Source organism: Streptomyces cyaneus (genome assembly GCF_004028635.1).
GTDB lineage: Bacteria > Actinomycetota > Actinomycetes > Streptomycetales > Streptomycetaceae > Streptomyces > Streptomyces cyaneus.
In genome coordinates this window covers 39,413-55,322 of the sequence record NZ_RQJW01000004.1, presented here as the reverse complement: position 1 = coordinate 55,322, position 15,910 = coordinate 39,413, and the positions used below count along the sequence as shown (strand labels likewise).

The following is a 15,910-nucleotide window of genomic DNA, read 5'->3' as shown; positions in this document are numbered from 1 at the left end:
ATGAGCTCGTACGGTACGGCTGCCGCCTCCCCCGTCCTGGCGGGGACCGGCCTGATGAAGTCCTTCGGCCTGACCCGCGCGCTGGCCGGCGTCGACGTGTCCGTCTGGGCGGGCGAGTCGCTGGCGGTCATGGGCCCGTCCGGGTCGGGCAAGTCCACCCTCCTGCACTGCCTGGCCGGCATCGAACGGCCCGACGAGGGCCAGGTGCTCCTGGCCGGGGAACGCGTGGACCACCTGAGTGAACCGCACCGCAGCGAACTGCGCCGCACCCGCTTCGGCTTCGTCTTCCAGTCCGGCCAGCTGCTGCCGGAACTGCCCGCCGACGAGAACGTGGCGCTGCCGCTGATGCTCGGCGGCATGCCGCGCCGCCGGGCGGTCCACAAGGCACGGGAGTGGTTCCCGGTGCTGGGCCTCGCGGGCAAGGAGGAGCGGCGGCCCGGGGAGCTGTCCGGCGGTCAGGCGCAGCGGGTGGCCATCGCCCGCGCGCTGGTCGGCAGCCCTCAGGTGATCTTCGCCGACGAGCCCACGGGCGCCCTGGACCAGATCACCGGCATGGAGGTCATCGACCTGCTGGTCGACATCACCCGCAAGCAGGGCGCCGCGCTCGTCGTGGTCACCCACGACGAGCAGGTGGCGCGCTGGTGCGACCGCACCGTCCGCGTCCGCGACGGCCACCTGACCGAGCACGACCGGACGCCCCACACGGCTCGCGGTGCGAGGTACGACCGATGAAGGCCCTGGACCGCACCACCTGGACCCTGACCTGGCGGCTGACCCGCGCCGGAGGCCGGACCGGGCTGCTCGCCACCGGTCTGGCCGTCGCCGCGGTCGCCATCAGTACCGCGCTGCTTCTCGTCTGCGTAGCCGGCAACCTCGGCTTCCAGCAGCGCGCCGACCGCATCGACTGGCGCAACCCCGTCAAGTCGGCGGCCCCGGTCGCCGTGGAGGCGGTCGGCACCACCTTCAGCGGTGGCACCCCCGTCACCGTCGTGGACGTGGCGCAGCTGCCCGGCGAGAAGGCTCCGGCCCCGCCCGGCATGACCCACTTCCCCGAGCCGGGGGAAGTGTGGGTCTCGCCGGCCCTCGCCGACCTGCTCGGCCGACTGCCCGCCGACCGGCACCCGGTCCCCGGCACCCCGGCCGGCCGGCTCGGCCGCGCCGCACTGGCGCATCCCGGGGAACTCGTCGCCGTCGTCGGCCACAAGCCGACCGCCGCCGCCGTCACCGCCCCACGCGAGGACGACCCACGCCGCCCCGGCGACACCATCACCCCCACCCGGGTCGCCGACTTCACCGGGAAGCCCGTGGCGGATGGCATCGGCGAGGGCTACGTCGCTCTCATGAAGGTCGCCACCATCCTCGTCGTCGTACCGCTGCTGGTTCTGGGGGCCTCCTCCGCCCGCTTGTCGGTCTCCCGCCGCGACGAGCGGTTGGCCGCGCTGCGGCTGATCGGCGCCACCCCCGGCCGGATCGCCGGGATGACCGCCGCCGAGGCGGCCCTCACCGGCGCGGCGGGGGCTCTGCTGGGCGCCGCGGGCTACGCGCTGTTGTTGCCGGCCGCCGCTCGGGTGTCCGTGGCGGGCGGCTCCTGGTACGCCGCCGACCTGTGGGTGGGACTCCCGGTCCTGCTCGCCGTACTCGCCGGAATCGTCGCCATGGTGATCGGCAGCGCGCTCATCGGGCTGCGCCAGGTCGTGGTCGGCCCGCTGGGTGTGGCGCGCCGCTCACGGCCGGCCCGGATGAGCGCTGTGCGCGCCCTGGTCTTCGTCGCGGTGATCCTCGGCTACGCGCAGTTCACCGCGGACAAGAAGAGCGACATCAACGGGGTCCTGGCATTCTTCGCCGTCGTCTTCCTCGCCCTGTCCGTGATCGGCCCATGGGTGGTCGGCGTCCTCGGCCGGATCATCAGCGCCAGGGCCCGGCAGGCGGCGACCCTGCTGGCGGGCCGCCGCCTGCTGGACGACCCCAAGGGCGCCTGGCGTACGGTCTCCGGGCTTGCCCTCGCCGGATTCGTGGCCGGGTTCTTCGCGCTCTTCGGCTTCGTCGGCAGCTCCCCGTGGGGCAGCCCCGACACCCTCGCCGTGGCCGTTCCCAAGAGCCGGGAAGCCGTCGTCCAGCACAAGGCGCGGGAACGCCTGGAGCACGCCGGGATCACCGCAACCGTCGGCAGCGACACCGACTGGGTCGCCATCGGCGGCGGCGAGAACAGCGTCCAGGTCACCGCCACCGTGCCCGGCGGCACCGAGAACCTGGAGCGCGCCCGTACCGCGCTGGCCTCGCTCGTGCCCGGCCAGTACCCGGTCGCGGGCACCGACATCGACTGGTCCGGCAAGCTGTTCGCCCAGGACTTCACCACCGCCACCCGGGTCGTCCTCGGCGTCACGTTCCTCACCGCCATCGCCTCGGCCGGGATCACCGCGGCCTCCTCGGTCCTGGACCGCCGCCGCACCTACGGCCTGCTGCGGCTCGCCGGCACCCCGCTGCGGGTCCTGGACGCGGCCCGCCGCAAGGAAACCCTCATCCCGGTGGCCGTACTGGCCGGCGGTTCCGTCCTCACCGGCATCTTCTGCGCCGCCCCGCTCACCCTGGCCGGCGGATCCTCCTCCCTCGACGCCGGAGGCATCGCCCTGCTCGCCGTGTGCTTCGGCCTCGGCATCGCGGGACTGATGGGAGCGAGCGCGCTCAGCCGACCCCTGCTGCGGGCGGTCACGGAACGGGCGGGCCCGAGCCCTGAGTGACCGGCCACCGACGGGGCGCCTGAACCGGGCGCCTCGTCAACCACCCCATCGACCATCGAAGTTGAGACGAACCCATGGCGTCCCTCGTGCTCACCATCCCCGCCGGAGTGTCCTTCCTCCTCTTCCTCGCCCGGCTGCGGCGCGATCCCCGGCGCTTCAGCAACGCCGTCCTCCTCGGCCTGGCCCTCGTCCTGCTGACCGTGGCGCTGCTCGCCCAGGTGGCCGACGGGAGCGCGCCCGGGCCGCTCGTCGCGGCGGTGACCCTCACCGTCCTGCTCCTCGCCCTGGGGGTCATCGTCCTGGCGTTCTTCCTGATCGCGAACGGTGTGCAGATGGTTCGCAAGGAGGGCCTACGCCCCGCCAACCTGCTCTCGGGCCTGGCGGGGCTGGGCATCCTCGGCTGCGTCGCGCTCGCCCTGACCGCCTACGACACCGACTCGACGCCCCTGTGGCACATGGCGGGCGCGGCGATCCTGGTGGCCGGCTACGTCTCGTTCCTCTTCCTCTCGTTCCTCGTCTACGCCTTCCTCTACGGGCGGTTGGCGTTCCGGCAGGATGTGGATTTCGTCGTCATCCTCGGCTCCGGACTGATCGGCGGCTCACGGGTGCCGCCTCTGCTGGCGAGCAGGCTGGAGCGGGCACGTGCGGTCTACGAGCAGCAGGCTGCGCGAGGCACGCCGCCCGTGCTGATCACCTCCGGCGGCCAGGGCCCCGACGAGGACCTGCCCGAGGCCCACGCGATGGCCGACCACCTCGCCACACGCGGCGTCCCCGGGGACCATGTCCTACGGGAGGACCGCTCGCGCACCACGGAGGAGAACCTGCGCTTCAGCAGGGCGATCATGCAGGAGCGCAAGCCGGATCACCGGTGCGTCGTCGTGACCAACAACTTCCACGTCTTCCGCGCCGCCCTCACGGCCCGCCGCACCGGCGTGAACGGCCAGGTCATCGGCTCACCCACCGCCGCCTACTTCTGGCCCAGCGCGACCATCCGCGAGTTCGCCGCGATCTTCCTCCACCACAAGAAGGCCAACCTCGGCCTCTGCGCTCTGCTTGCCCTCCTGGGCACGGCCATTACGTCCTGAGCCAGGGGAACAGGTGCGGGACCTCAGGTCGCGGATCTCGACCCGCTGCACCACCGGCCGGCGTGAGTGACCCCGACCCCGAGCGCGTAGCGACCGCAGCCGACACCTGCCGTGTTCGCCTCCTCGGAGGACCTTCCAGATTCCGGGGCCCTGGTCAGCGCCGATGAGGGGAAGCCGTCAGTTGTTCGCTTCGGCGGCCGGGCCCACGAACGATTCGTGCTCCCAGCCGCAGCACCTCCCTGGTCTGCCGCGACCAGGCGGTAGTACCGTCGGCGGCGCGCCGGCGGGGGAAGGTCTCGTCTCCCAAAGGCCCCGGCTTGTGCGCCCGCGCAGCGCCGGGGCGCCCACGCAGCCGCCGTGGACACGCCCACCCGACAAGCCGCCTGGCCCGCAAGCCGGGCCTGCCCGATCCGCGCGCCCTGCCCTTTCCCGCCCCCGCCCCGCTTGCCGGCGTGGCCGTCACCACGGGACTGCACCTGTGGCGCCGCAATGCGCTGCTGAGCGTCCTCGTCGGCACCGCCGTCCACGGGGGCCCTGGCCGCCCAATACCGGTCTTCGCCCGCTGAGGCTCCAATCCGGAGTTCCTCAGTAGGCACCTCCGCAGCGACCGTTTCTCGGCCTCGCGGCCGATGGCCGAGGCGGATGATCGGCCGCCTGGCCGATCTGGTGCAGGCCCACGACGGGCGAGGCTCCAGGCATGTCACGGAACACCTCGACTCCCAAGATCGCGGCGGCCCTTGCTGCCACCCTGCTCGGCCTGACGGCGTGCACCACCGCCGATGCGGCCCCCGCGCCGCGCGCCGCGGACACACCCCGGCCCGGAGCGGCCGGACTCGGCGACCGTCTGCACCCCGGACTCGGCAACGGCGGCTACGACGTCCGCCACTACGGCCTCGACCTGCGCTTCGCCAACGACCTGAAGCACTACACCGCCACTTCCACCGTCCAGGCACACGCCTCGCAGGCCCTGTCCCGCTTCAACCTCGACCTGACCGGCACCACCGTCCGCGAAGTCACGGTCAACGGCCACAAGGCCCGCTGGTCGCGCTCCGGCGAGGAGCTGCGCGTGACCCCGGCCGCGGCGCTGCGCCGCGGGCAGCGGTTCACCGTGCGGGTCCGTGTGCAGGCGCCGGTCCTGGACCCACAGCAGGTGTCGAAGCTCGACGCCGGCGGCGCGGTCGGTCTGTTCCGTGACGGCTCGTGGATCCAGGACCTCAACCAGCCGTCCGGGGCCCACCGCATCGCAGCCCTCGCCGACCACCCCGCCCAGAAGGCACCCGCCACGATCAGCATCACCGCGCCCTCACGGCTGAACTCCGTCGCCAACGGAGAGCTCACCGCCACCCGGCGCGACGGCGCGTACACGACCCGCCGCTTCGAGAGCCGTCAGAAGCTCGCCACCGAGCTGCTCCAGATCGGCGTCGGCCCCTTCACCGTCGTCCACAAGAAGGGCCCGCACGGCATCACTCTGCGCTATGCGCTCCCCAAGGACCAGGCACGGGCCATCGAACCGCAGCTGGACAAGACGGTCCCCAAGGCGATCCGGTTCCTGGAGGGGCATCTGGGCACGGGGAGCTTCCCGCTGCGCACCTACGGCGTCTACGCCACCCCGGCCGGGGGCTCGCTCGAGACCCAGTCCCTGGCCACCCTGTCCATCGACGAGCTGACCCCCGAGGCATTCGCGAACAACGGCACGGACGCCATCGTGGAGCACGAGATCTCCCACGAGTACTTCGGCAACAGCGTCTCCCCGCGCCGCTGGAGCGACACGTGGCTCAGCGAGGGGCACGCCGTCTACTACGAGAGGCTGTGGGAACGCGACGCGGCCGGCCTCGAGGACTCCATGCGCGAGTCCTATCGGGCGGCCAACGCCGAGCTCCGCAAGGAGGGCCCGATCGCGGCGCCCCGTCTCAGCGCCTTCAAGCCCCGGGCGACCGCCCCCTACGGCTGGACCGCCTACGAGGGCGGCGCATTGGCCCTGTACGCCCTGCGGCAGAAGGTCGGCGAGGCCGACTTCCAGCGCATCGAGCGCGCCTGGGTCCGCGAACACCGTGACGGCGTCGCCGGCACCGCCGACTTCATCCGCCTCGCCGGCCGCGTCACCGGCCGCGACCTCGGCCCGTTCCTCCGCTCCTGGCTGTACGCCGAGAAGGTCCCCGCCATGCCCGGTCACCCCGACTGGCGCTCCTGACCCGGCCTGAGAAGCAGGCTTCTCACCCCTGCGAGCAGGCAGAGGCCAGACATCCGAAAGCAAGGGCAGCTGGTGGGACTGCCCTACGCGGAAGCGGCCGGCGTCAGCGACTGCCCCATCGGCACGGTGCGCTCACGGGTCGCACGCGCCCGCACCTCGCTGATCGATCGAGTGGCTGAACGACGCTGAGCGCTGCACCCCGGTGCCATCTGCGGCCTGAGGGGTCGTACGCCGCTGGGGGAAGATCCTTCCCCCCTATACACACACCCCAGGCAAGAACCTTCCCCTTTTCGCGGCGTGTACGAGGGGCGAATGTCGGAACCTCAACGACCGCATGCCAAGCACTGAGGTAATTCGATGAAGGCTGTAGGTTTCACGGAATTCGGCGGGCCGGAGGTGCTTCAGGTCCTGGAGCTGCCCGCACCCGAGGCCGGTCCGGGCGAGGTGCGTATCCGGGTGAACGCCGCGACCGTAAACGCTGTCGACGCCCTGCAACGCGGCGGGCCCTCCGGACCGCCGGACGCCCAGCCGCCGTTCGTTCCCGGCATGGAAGCCGCAGGCGTCGTGGACCAGATAGGCCCGGGTGTCGACACGAATGTGCGGGTCGGTGACCACGTGATGGCGATCGTGCTGCCCAACGGCTCGCACGGCGCGTACGCCGAGCAGGTCGTGGTGCCGGCGGAGTCGGTCGTCCGCGCTCCATTCGGAACGACCGACGCGCAGGCAGCGTCCCTCGTCGAGGTGCAGGACCCGGACGAGAGTGGCGAGCTCCGATGTCGACACGCAAGCCGACGGTGCGCGGGCTCAACTCGGCCCTCCGCGCCTTGAGGAATTCTCCCAGCTTGTTCGGATACGCGTCGCTGGTCATGACGGCCAGTCTCGCACCGCTCAGCCCTCGCAGGGGGGTAAGGATTTCTCCCCTGGATAAGTAAATCCCAGGGTGGAATTCTCCCCTTTGCGGGTTCGCGCGATGGTGGCAGGGTCCATGACGTGGCTGGCGACCAGGGGCGGCCAACGGAAGGCATTCACCGAACGGGCGGGTCGCCAACCCCCGGATGGGGATTGTTTTCCTAATGCCATCGATATTCCGTATTTCCTTGCGGCAGGCGGAGGAGGCGAGAAGAGACGTGCAGACGGATGTCACGTTCCTCAGCAATGGCCTGACGCTGGCCCGGCGACTGGCCGAGCACGGCTTCGCCGCCCTGGCCTTCGACGCCGCCCATCAGGGGGAGAGTGAGGGCGAACCCCACTCCCTGGAGGACCCCTTCCAGCGAGCCGAGGACATCAAAAGCGCCGTCAGCTACCTGAGCACTCACACCGCATCAGGGCCATTGGCACCGTCAGCGCCGCCGACATCGGCAGCCTGTTGCGCGACGGGCTCGGCGGCGGTCAGGACCCGGCGGTCTTCCGCGATCTCGTCGTCCGCGCCGGCCGACTGCGCACGGAGGAGGCCTTGGGCGAGCCCGCTCTCCTCGAACACATCGTGCCCGCGGAGGTCGACGAGACGACGCCGTCCCCTCTCCGTCAGGGTCACGAGTACTACCGCACTGCGCGCGGCGCGCATCCACGGTCCGAGAACGCATGGGTGTTGCGCAGCGTCGACCAGAGCGCCCAGTACGACTCCTTCGCCGGGATCGAGAGCCTCGCTCCGCGTCCGCTGCTGATGGTCGCGGGCAGCGAGGCCGCCACGGCCTGCTTCAGCCGGACGGCCGTCGAACGGGCCGAGGAGCCGAAGGGGTTGTTCTGGGTCGACGGTGCGCCCCACTTCGACCTGTACGACAGGAACGCATACGTCTCCCCCGCTCTCGCCAAGCTCACCTCGTTCTTCGGTGACCACCTGAACCAGCCCCCGGCCGAAGGCCGGGCGGCCTGAATCCCTGAACACACGCTAGGAGCACCACCCCATGCCCGAACGGAAGAAGTTCGCGCCGCCGGCGATCCAGGAATTCGCCCCCAAGCTCGCGGAGGTGACCGACACCGTCCTGTTCGGGGACATCTGGGAGCGGCCGGGGCTGTCCCCGCGCGACCGCAGCCTTGTCACCGTCACCGCCCTCGCCGCCCTGTACCGCACCGACCAGCTCGGGTTCCACCTCGGCAAGGCACTGGAGAACGGCGTGACCAAGGACGAGCTGATCGAGGCCCTCACTCATTTGGCCTTCTACGCCGGATGGCCCAACGCCATGACCGCGATGACGCAGCTCAAGGAGATCGTGGACAAGGCCGACCAGTCCGGCTGAAGCGTCTCCCGACCGCTCGCACCCCACAGCGCGGGCTCGCCCCCACATACCGCCGCCGCGCCGTCCGGCGGCAGCACCGCCCCGAGGGAACGACACACCATGGAACTGCTGAAGCAGCCCCCGACCATGAAGCTTCCTGCCGAGTGGTTCACCGGCGACGCCTACGCCGACGTGATCCACCGTGGCGAGGCCCCCTCCCTGGCACGGTGGCGCGCCCGACCAGTTCGTGATCCACCTGGCCCTGTGGGAGACGGACGACGCCACATGGCTCGAGCACGTCTCGGACGACGAGTACCACGGCCCGCGCGTCAGCACCCGCACGCGCCCCTGACACCACCACGCACCTGACAAGACCTGGGAAAGCATCATGCGAGCAACCATCATTCACGGCCCCGGGGACATCCGGGTGGAGAACGCCCCCGAGCCGAAGATCGTGGCACCCACGGACGCGGTCATCCGCACCGTCGCCACCTGCGTGTGCGGCTCCGACCTGTGGAGCTACCGGGGTATCAACCCGGTCAACGAGCCGCAGCCGATCGGCCACGAGTACGTCGGCATCGTCGAGGAGATCGGCAGCGACGTATCGACCGTCAGGCCCGGCCAGTTCGTCATCGGCTCCTTCATCGCCTCCGACAACACCTGCCCGAATTGCCGGGCCGGCTACCAGACCAACTGCCTGCACCGGGACTTTCCCAACGGCTGCCAGGCCGAGTACATCCGTATCCCCCTCGCCGACGGCACCCTGGTCACCATTCCGGAGGAGCCCGCCGAAGAGCTGATCCCGAGCCTGCTCGCCCTGTCCGACGTCATGGGCACCGGCTGGTACGCCGCCAAGGCGGCCGAGGTCAAGGCCGGTTCGACGGCCGTCGTCGTGGGAGACGGCGCGGTGGGCCTGTCCGGCGTCATCGCCGCCAAGGAACTGGGCGCCGAACGCATCATCGCCATGAGCCGGCACGCCTCCCGGCAGAAGCTGGCCCTGGAGTTCGGCGCGACCGACATCGTCACCGAGCGCGGCGAGGAAGGCATCGCCCGCGTGAAGGAGCTGACGAACGGTATGGGCGCCGACTCGGTGCTGGAGTGCGTGGGCACGCAGGAGTCGATGCAGCAGGCCCTGCTGTCCACCCGACCCGGCGGCAACGTCGGCTTCGTCGGCATGCCGCACGACGTGCAGATCGACGGCCAGCAGCTCTTCTTCACCCACGTCGGTCTGCGCGGCGGCCCCGCCCCCGTACGCGCCTACCTTCCCGACCTCATCGAGCGCGTCTTCAGCGGCCGTATCAACCCGGGCAAGGTCTTCGACCTCACCCTGCCCCTGGACGAGGTCGCCGAAGGCTACAAGGCCATGGACGAACGCCGCGCCATCAAGACGCTGCTGCGGCCGTGACCTGAAGCCCCGGCGGTGGTGAGCGCTGTCGGCGGCACCCACCACCGCCGACACCAAACCAGCGGTAACTCCCCATGCGACCTGGACGATCCCAGGCGATCCGGCACTGACGCCCTGGGCCGGACGCCGCACCGGGCCGGAGGCGATCCGGCAGTCCCTCACCGCGTTCTTCGCCGCCGTCGAGCCGCTCGCGTTCGAGGTGCAGACCATGGTGGAAGCCGACGGGCGGGTACTGGTACCGGGCTGGTACGCCTCCCGGTTCCAGCCCTCGGGGCAGGTACTCGAAAGCGAGATGATCCTGCGTTTCACGGTCGTTGGCGGCCTGATCTCCGACTATCGCGTCTTCGAGGACTCACTCGGAATCACCCGCACCTACCTCGGTGAGCCTCTCACCACCACGCCCGCGTGACCGCAGATCTTCTGACACCCCCGACCACAGCGACGCCCGTTCCTACGCCCTTCTGGGTCTCAGGAGCCCACGAAAGCCTGGCTATCACCGCCGGTGACGGCCTTCGTCAGCGCCGCGGCGAATTTCGTGCCGCGACCGGTCCGACGACCGTGACGAGCTTCCTCCTGTCCTCACCGGATCAAGGAATTGGAGAAACACCGATGACGACATGGACGAGCGACGAGCTCGACCGCATCGCGGGGGCCGACGAGTTGGAGATGGCGCCGCTCCGGCGTAACGGAACTCTGCGCAGGCCGGTGCCGATCTGGGTCGTCCGCGCCGGTGACAACCTGTACGTCCGCTCCTTCCAAGGCACGCACGGCGGCTGGTGGCGCGCGGCCCGCGCAAGCCACGAGGGGCACATCCGCTCCGGTGGCGTCGACAAGGACGTCGCCTTCGTCGAGGTGGCGGACTCGGAGATCAACGACCGCGTCGACACCGCGTACCGCACCAAGTACGGCCGCTTTGGCGGATCGTACGTCAACCCCATGGTGGCGGCGCGCTCGACGACGCTGCAGCTGGTGCCCAGATGAGCACGGCATTCCTGGTTCAGGCCGCTGAACTGCCGCCCATAGTCAGCCCGACACAGGAGTAGGCGCCATGCTCGGTCTCGAACTCGTCGTACTCCTGGGCGTGGCTGTGCTGGTGGGGCAGGCCGTTGCGCAGCGCTTGGGTGTTGCACCGCCTGTCGTGCTGCTTGTCGTGGGTGCTCTTCTGGGGCTGGTCCCAGCCGTGCGCCAGACTCAGCTTCCGCCGGAAGTGGTGCTGCTGCTCTTCCTGCCGGTGTTGCTGTACTGGGAGAGCCTGACCACGTCCATGCGGGAGATCCGTTCGAACCTGCGCGGCATCGTGCTGCTCAGCACGGTCTTGGTGATCCTCACCGCGGGGGCCGTGGCGGTCGCGGGGCACGCGCTCGGACTGCCGTGGGGACCGGCGTGGGCGCTGGGAGCGGCCGTGGCTCCGACCGACGCGACCGCGGTGGGCGTCCTGGCCCGGTCTCTGCCGCGTCGTCAGGTCACCGTGCTGCGTGCCGAGAGCCTCGTCAACGACGGCACGGCTCTGGTCATCTTCGGCCTGGCGGTCGGTCTCACCGTCGGCGAGGAGCACCTCACTCTTCCGCATGTCGGCGCGCTGTTCCTCCTGGCCTACGGCGGCGGGGCCGCGGTCGGCGTGGTGGTCGCCTGGGTCAACATGAACCTGCGGCGCCGCCTGGATGACCCCCTGCTGGGCAATCTCGTGATGATTCTGGCGCCGTTCACGGCGTATCTGCTCGCCGAGCTGATCCACGCCTCCGGTGTCCTCGCGGTCGTCGTGAGCGGGCTGATCATGGCCCAGGTGGCGCCGAGTCTCATCCGCGCCGAGCACCGCCGCCAGGCACTGGCCTTCTGGCCACTGCTCACCTTCATCATCAACGGCGCACTGTTCGTCCTGGTCGGAGTGGAACTCCAATATGCGCTCCGCCACTTGAACCGGTCCGACCTCCGCGACGCCCTGATCGCGATCGGAGTGGTCAGCGTGGTGCTGGTCGCGGTCCGGTTCGCGTTCCTGTTCTCCTCCGCCTGCCTGATCCGCCTGCTCGACCGGCGTCCTGACCAGCGGCTGCGCAGAATCAGTCACCGGGCACGCACCGTCAGCGGCCTCGCGGGGTTCCGGGGCGCGGTGTCGCTTGCGGTGGCGCTCTCGGTGCCGGAGACCCTCGACTCCGGCGTGCCTTTCCCCGACCGTGCCTTCATCGTCTTCGTCACCTCCGGCGCCATCGTGGTCACTCTCGTGGTGCAGGGGCTGCTGCTGCCGGGCGTGGTGCGCTGGGCGAAGCTGCCGCGCGACACGTCCGTCGATGAGGAGCACGTCCTCGCCGATACCACTGCCACCGAGGAAGCCATCGAGGCACTACCGCGACTCGCCGCCGAACTGGGCACCACCCCCAAGGTCATGGAGTGGCTGCACCAGGAGTACGAGGCCCACCTGGCCACCGTAAGGGCCAGAGGCGCGGGCACGGACGACGATCCCGCCCTGCTCCACAACCGCCACTACACCGACCTCCGCCTCGCTCTCATCGCCCACAAACGCGCAACCGTCGTACGCCTGCGCGACGAGCGGCAGATCGACGACACCGTGCTGCGTCAGCTCCAGGCCGCTCTGGACAACGAAGAGGTGCGGCTGGCCGGACGCGAGCAGGTGGAGTGAGCCGAGTCCGACACCCGGCCTTGCCCCAAGCCCCATAGGAAGGGATCTCTCCTGCAATGTCCTCCGGCCTCATCGACGTCCACGCCCACCTCCTGCCCGACTTCTACGTCCAGCAGGCGACAGCGGCGGGCCACGCCCACCCCGATGGCATGGGCGGCTGGCCGTCGTGGTCCGTGGAAGCGCACCTGGACCTGATGGACCGCAACGGCATCGAGATCGCGATGCTGTCCATGTCGTCTCCCGGCGTGCACTTCGGCGACGACAAGGCGGCCCGACTCCTCGCCCGGCGCGTCAACGAGTACACCGCCGAACTGACCCGAGACCACCCCGGCCGCTTCGGCAACTTCGTGTCGCTTCCCCTGCCGGACGTGGACGGCTCGTTGGAGGAGATCGCATTCGCCTTCGACGAACTCGGCGCCGACGGCCTGGCCTTGCTGACGCACACGCACGGTGTGTACCTGGGCGACCAACGCCTCGACCTGCTCTTCGCGGAACTCGACCGCCGCCGCGCCGTGGTCTTCCTGCACCCCACCTCACCGGTGTGCTGGGAACAGTCCGCACTCGGCCGACCGCGGCCGATGGTCGAGTACATCTTCGACACGGCTCGCACCGTCACGGACCTGGTGATGGCGGGCGTCCTGACGCGCCACCCCAATATCCAGGTGATCGTTCCGCACTGCGGTGGCGCGGTTCCCGTCCTGGCCGACCGCATCAACGAGTTCATGAGGCTGTTCCTGCCTTCGGAAAATTCACCCTCCCTCGATGCGGTGCAGCAACTACGCGGCCTGTACTACGACATGGCGGGCACAGCCTTCCCACGCCACGTCCCCGCGCTGCTCAACCTCGTCGATCCGGACCGCGTGCTGTTCGGCAGCGACTACTGCTGGACGCCTCCCCCGCTGGCCGATGCCCACATCGCGGCGATCGACGCGGCCGAGTCACCGGTAGAGGGGACCACGTGGCGTTCCCTGACGACGGCCAACGCCCAGCGCCTGTTCTCGGGGGACAGCGCGGTGAACGACAGCCGCCCGGGTCTCAGCGCAATCACGCGGCCGGCGTGACCAGTTCGATCGCCTGTCGAAGAGCTCGGCGCTCCGCCGTTCGTGACGGCGGCGGGATCGGTTTCCTGGGCTCCTGGGACGGTGATCCGGGGCGCGGAATCAGCGTCAGGCACGTCAACGTCCTAGAGCAGCCGACCGGTGTTGGCACCAACAAGGAGGAAGAATGCACACGCGAACGCTCGGGCGAGACCTCCGGGTATCCGCCATCGGCCTCGGCGCCATGGGGATGTCCCAGAGTTACGGCCCGAACCCCGGCGATCGAACCGACATGATCGCTGTGCTCCGGGGCGCCGTCGACCGCGGGGTCACGTTTTTCGACACCGCAGAGGTGTACGGCCCCTACGTCAACGAGGAACTCGTCGGAGAAGCCCTCGCGCCGGTGCGTGAACAAGTGGTGATCGCCACGAAGTTCGGATTCCGCATCGAGAACGGTGCCTCAGTCGGACTCAACAGTCGGCCCGAGCAGATCCGTGCCGTCGCGACGGCCTCCCTCGAACGGCTCGGGGTCGAGACGATCGACCTGTTCTACCAGCACCGCGTTGATCCACAGGTGCCGATCGAAGAGGTCGCCGGCGCAGTGGGCGACCTCGTGCAGGAGGGCAAGGTCCGCTGCTTCGGGCTCTCGGAGGCCGGTGCGGAGACCATCCGCCGTGCTCACTCGGTCCACCCGGTGGCGGCAGTGCAGAGCGAGTACTCGCTGTGGACCCGGGATCCCGAACCAGAGGTCCTGCCGACGTGCGCGGCGCTCGGGATCGGATTCGTGCCCTTCAGCCCCCTCGGCAAGGGGTTCCTGACCGGGGCAGTGGACGCGTCGACGTCGTTCGCGGCTGACGACGTCCGCACAACCATCCCCCGGTTCACGGAGGGGAACCGGGCGGCGAACCAGGTTCTGATCGAGCACATCGCAACGCTCGCGCAAGCCAAAGACGCCACGCCGGGGCAGGTCGCACTCGCCTGGCTGCTTGCGCAGCATCCGTCGATCGTTCCGATTCCCGGAACGAGGCGCATCACGCGCATCGAGGAGAACATCGGCGCCGCCCAACTCCCGCTCTCCGCCGACGACCTGGCGGACCTCAACGAACTCGCCGGCCGGGTCGGGGTAGAGGGAGACCGCTACAACGAGTACCACATGTCGCTTGTCGACAAGTAGCAGGCGAACAGAGGACGTCCCCGGGCGGGCACCACCGGTTTCGGTGGCAGCACCCGTTCGCGGCCATTGCCGCCTGCAGCGGGCCGCACCACAGCGAAGGTCATGATCGTGCTCATCGCGTATGGGATGGCTCCCGCCTCGCGGACGCCATCCCAGCAGATCGAGGCTCTGGACCGGTCCGCTCCAGTACCTCCGGTTTCAGCAGCACATCGGTGTTGGAGATCTCGTTCTGCTGCGCTGCGTGGTGTGGGCGGAGGTAACCACCCGCAGCGGGAGGCCCCCCGATCCGGGTCAGTAGGAGCCGTCGGGCAGCAGCGTCAGCACCGGCGGGCGTCGGGTGCTGGTGGCGCGTATCAGGAACTGAGTCCCAGAGCTGCGATGTCTGCGAGCAGTTCGTTGCTGTCAAAGGCGCGGTCCGCCAGGAGGAGCATGTCCGAGGTCAGGTGGCCGACCAGGTCGTGGGCGTAGTCCGTCTCGGCCGCGGGGGCCAGGGCCTCGGCGACCTCCGCCCGCGCGATCACCCGGCGTTCCAACGCCGCCTCCGCCCCGTCTCCCCCCTCTTCCAGCAGCCCCATCACCGACGTCACCGGCGCCGAGCACGAACTGAACGTCCGAACCCTGCCACGACGACGCCGAGACCATCCCTGACCAGCGGAAACTCAACGATCACATCCGGTAAGACAACGGCTTCCAACAACTCCTCGGTGGTTGAGGCAATTCGCCTCAACCACCGACGGTCACAGAGGAGAACCTTGATCCATGCTGCAAACGCGCCCCGGAGCGGGCCCTGTGCGGCGCACACCCCCCACGGGTAAGGAACTCCGATGTGCGTGCCAGGGTCGACGCCGTCGCCGACGCGCAGCCCAGATCGACGGCGAGCTTCTTGATCTGCGGCTTCGGATCGGCGCTGCGATACATCCGCACTGCACGCTCACGCACCTCCAGCGAGTACTTCCTGGGGGCAGCCATGGTCGATGTTCCTCTCATGAGTCCCATCCGACCTCTGTCAACTCACTCCGCATCTCGGGGGAAGCTCAGTCGCGGTAGGGAAACTGGATGGTTCCGCCCGACTCGATCAGCGTCGCCGGCGCCTCGTGCGGGAACCCGGCGGGCTCCGACTTGGGTATCGGCGTCCATTTCCACTTTGATTCCGCCTTGCCCTGGACTTCCGGCTCGTCGGCGCTCCCGGCAGCGATTGCGTCCTGCATCGTCCGGCCGTGCAATGGGGGCGCCTACGTCGCCGGACACGCCTGTCCGGCGACGTAGGTGACCAGCTCATGGGTCCGCGCGTCCTGCCGCTGCGTTTGCTCTTCGCTGACCAGGCCGAGCGCGTCGAGCACCGGCCGGTCGGACAGAGGGAACAGATCGGCGTCATCGGCGCGAGCCGTCCCGCCGCCCAGGGACTGCACATCGCTACACCTTGTGTGCG

The 15,910-nt window shown here is 69.9% G+C and carries 19 protein-coding genes and 1 pseudogene; 16 read left to right on the top strand and 4 right to left on the bottom strand.

From position 1 onward, the window contains the following. The 7 genes and pseudogenes from EHO50_RS15565 to EHO50_RS15535 all read left to right on the top strand — a co-directional run bounded on the left by EHO50_RS15565 (position 1) and on the right by EHO50_RS15535 (position 6,842). Positions 1–732, top strand: coding sequence for an ABC transporter ATP-binding protein (locus EHO50_RS15565; RefSeq protein ID WP_128430762.1), 732 nt, complete (start codon positions 1–3; stop codon positions 730–732). Further along, complete coding sequence (locus EHO50_RS15560; RefSeq protein WP_128430761.1) at positions 729–2,738, top strand: FtsX-like permease family protein; 2,010 nt, start codon at positions 729–731, stop codon at positions 2,736–2,738. Before EHO50_RS15565 ends, EHO50_RS15560 begins: the two co-directional genes overlap by 4 nt. A 74-nt stretch (positions 2,739–2,812) precedes the next feature. Beyond that, positions 2,813–3,823, top strand: a complete 1,011-nt coding sequence (locus tag EHO50_RS15555) for a YdcF family protein (RefSeq protein ID WP_128430760.1) — start codon at positions 2,813–2,815, stop codon at positions 3,821–3,823. A 317-nt stretch (positions 3,824–4,140) separates the two neighbouring features. Further along, positions 4,141–4,389: an AzlD domain-containing protein gene (locus EHO50_RS45630; protein ID WP_281288205.1), complete on the top strand. Its 249-nt coding sequence runs from the start codon at positions 4,141–4,143 to the stop codon at positions 4,387–4,389. 131 nt (positions 4,390–4,520) lie between these two features. Next, on the top strand, positions 4,521–6,014 hold the full coding sequence (locus EHO50_RS15545; RefSeq protein WP_128430759.1) for a M1 family metallopeptidase: 1,494 nt from the start codon (positions 4,521–4,523) through the stop codon (positions 6,012–6,014). A 45-nt stretch (positions 6,015–6,059) separates the two neighbouring features. Further along, positions 6,060–6,203: pseudogene (locus tag EHO50_RS15540) on the top strand (sigma factor-like helix-turn-helix DNA-binding protein); the annotation flags it as partial. A 168-nt stretch (positions 6,204–6,371) separates the two neighbouring features. Continuing rightward, a complete protein-coding gene (locus EHO50_RS15535) occupies positions 6,372–6,842 on the top strand; it encodes a quinone oxidoreductase family protein (protein WP_342786932.1) in 471 nt (156 codons plus the stop codon). A 242-nt stretch (positions 6,843–7,084) separates the two neighbouring features. On the opposite strand, the gene EHO50_RS45020 is transcribed toward EHO50_RS15535, so the two are convergent. Then, the gene (locus EHO50_RS45020; RefSeq protein ID WP_246101230.1) at positions 7,085–7,237 is read right to left on the bottom strand and encodes a hypothetical protein; all 153 of its coding nucleotides are present in this window, start codon (positions 7,235–7,237) and stop codon (positions 7,085–7,087) included. 143 nt (positions 7,238–7,380) lie between these two features. Here EHO50_RS45020 and EHO50_RS15530 point away from each other — a divergent pair, with 143 nt between their 5' ends. From EHO50_RS15530 to EHO50_RS15490, 9 genes are all read left to right on the top strand, one after another. Further along, on the top strand, positions 7,381–7,887 hold the full coding sequence (locus EHO50_RS15530) for an alpha/beta hydrolase family protein (RefSeq protein ID WP_342786931.1): 507 nt from the start codon (positions 7,381–7,383) through the stop codon (positions 7,885–7,887). A 31-nt stretch (positions 7,888–7,918) separates the two neighbouring features. Further along, the gene (locus EHO50_RS15525; RefSeq protein WP_128430758.1) at positions 7,919–8,251 is read left to right on the top strand and encodes a carboxymuconolactone decarboxylase family protein; all 333 of its coding nucleotides are present in this window, start codon (positions 7,919–7,921) and stop codon (positions 8,249–8,251) included. Between the two features lie 181 nt (positions 8,252–8,432). Beyond that, positions 8,433–8,582, top strand: a complete 150-nt coding sequence (locus tag EHO50_RS45825; protein WP_342786930.1) for a cupin domain-containing protein — start codon at positions 8,433–8,435, stop codon at positions 8,580–8,582. A 36-nt stretch (positions 8,583–8,618) separates the two neighbouring features. After that, on the top strand, positions 8,619–9,635 hold the full coding sequence (locus EHO50_RS15515; protein ID WP_128430757.1) for a zinc-dependent alcohol dehydrogenase family protein: 1,017 nt from the start codon (positions 8,619–8,621) through the stop codon (positions 9,633–9,635). Positions 9,636–9,660: 25 nt separating this feature from the next. Beyond that, the gene (locus tag EHO50_RS15510; protein WP_128430756.1) at positions 9,661–10,044 is read left to right on the top strand and encodes a nuclear transport factor 2 family protein; all 384 of its coding nucleotides are present in this window, start codon (positions 9,661–9,663) and stop codon (positions 10,042–10,044) included. A 200-nt stretch (positions 10,045–10,244) separates the two neighbouring features. Then, positions 10,245–10,616, top strand: a complete 372-nt coding sequence (locus EHO50_RS15505) for a DUF2255 family protein (RefSeq protein WP_128430755.1) — start codon at positions 10,245–10,247, stop codon at positions 10,614–10,616. Positions 10,617–10,683: 67 nt separating this feature from the next. Beyond that, entirely contained in the window at positions 10,684–12,270 is a 1,587-nt protein-coding gene (locus tag EHO50_RS15500) for a Na+/H+ antiporter (protein ID WP_128430754.1), read from the top strand. Between the two features lie 56 nt (positions 12,271–12,326). Next, entirely contained in the window at positions 12,327–13,331 is a 1,005-nt protein-coding gene (locus EHO50_RS15495) for an amidohydrolase family protein (protein ID WP_128430753.1), read from the top strand. 163 nt (positions 13,332–13,494) lie between these two features. Further along, positions 13,495–14,481 carry an aldo/keto reductase gene (locus EHO50_RS15490; protein WP_128430752.1) on the top strand — a complete coding sequence of 329 codons (987 nt, stop codon included), beginning with the start codon at positions 13,495–13,497 and terminating at the stop codon, positions 14,479–14,481. Positions 14,482–14,834: 353 nt separating this feature from the next. Here the strand turns inward: EHO50_RS15490 and EHO50_RS45015 are convergent, their stop codons facing one another. From EHO50_RS45015 to EHO50_RS44000, 3 genes are all read right to left on the bottom strand, one after another. Next, positions 14,835–15,068, bottom strand: a complete 234-nt coding sequence (locus tag EHO50_RS45015) for a hypothetical protein (RefSeq protein WP_246101180.1) — start codon at positions 15,066–15,068, stop codon at positions 14,835–14,837. Positions 15,069–15,515: 447 nt separating this feature from the next. Beyond that, entirely contained in the window at positions 15,516–15,689 is a 174-nt protein-coding gene (locus tag EHO50_RS44005; RefSeq protein ID WP_164904855.1) for a hypothetical protein, read from the bottom strand. A 24-nt stretch (positions 15,690–15,713) separates the two neighbouring features. After that, positions 15,714–15,890, bottom strand: a complete 177-nt coding sequence (locus tag EHO50_RS44000; protein ID WP_164904854.1) for a cupin domain-containing protein — start codon at positions 15,888–15,890, stop codon at positions 15,714–15,716. Between the last annotated feature and the right edge of the window lie 20 nt (positions 15,891–15,910).